This is a genomic window from Vibrio sp. 1580 (assembly GCF_033340055.1).
Window position 1 is genome coordinate 1 of the sequence record NZ_JAWOVT010000286.1, and the last position, 706, is coordinate 706.

At 49.6% G+C, this 706-nt stretch carries 2 protein-coding genes; both read left to right on the plus strand.

Translation table 11 applies throughout. The features are described from left to right. Positions 1–539: PLP-dependent transferase (locus R7093_RS25565; protein WP_318147063.1), on the plus strand; the 539-nt coding region annotated here is incomplete at its 5' end. Positions 540–554: 15 nt separating this feature from the next. Next, positions 555–706, plus strand: a 152-nt coding sequence (locus tag R7093_RS25570; RefSeq protein WP_318147064.1) for a hypothetical protein, incomplete at its 3' end; no start/stop codon positions are given.

A 706-nucleotide genomic window follows, 5' to 3' on the forward strand; every position in this document is an offset into this window, starting at 1 on the left:
TTGGTGGTGTGGTGATCACCAAAACAGAAGCGCACGCAGAAGAACTTGCATGGTGGGGAAACTGTATTGGCGCCACGGGTACGCCTTTCGATAGTTACATGACGTTGCGTGGGATCCGCACTTTGGGCGCCCGTATGCGAGTGCACGAAGAAAGCTCTCAACACGTACTCAACTACCTACAACAGCAGGCTTTGGTCGCGAAGATTTACCATCCGAGCTTGCCAGATCACCCTGGTCACGAAATCGCGAAAAAGCAGCAGTCGGGTTTTGGGTCTATGTTGAGCTTTGAATTTGCAGGCTCATTTGAGCAACTTAAAGTGTTTGTTAAAGAGCTCGAACTGTTTTCTCTTGCAGAGTCGCTTGGTGGCGTGGAGAGTTTGATTTGTCACCCCGCATCTATGACGCATCGAGCCATGGGGGAAGAGGCGTTAGCGGAAGCGGGCGTGTCGCATCAGCTGCTTCGTCTGTCTGTGGGTTTAGAAGATGCACAAGACCTGATTGCCGATCTCGATCAAGCCTTTGTAAAAGCTGCTCAGTAATAGGAGAACTAAAAAATGAGTGTACAACGTCAGTTACATAAATTTGGTGGCAGCAGCTTAGCAAACCCTGAATGTTACTTACGTGTGGCCGATATTCTCAAAGAATACTCTGCCGAGAATGATCTGGTGGTGGTATCCGCCGCGGGGAAGACCACTAATCGCTTGAT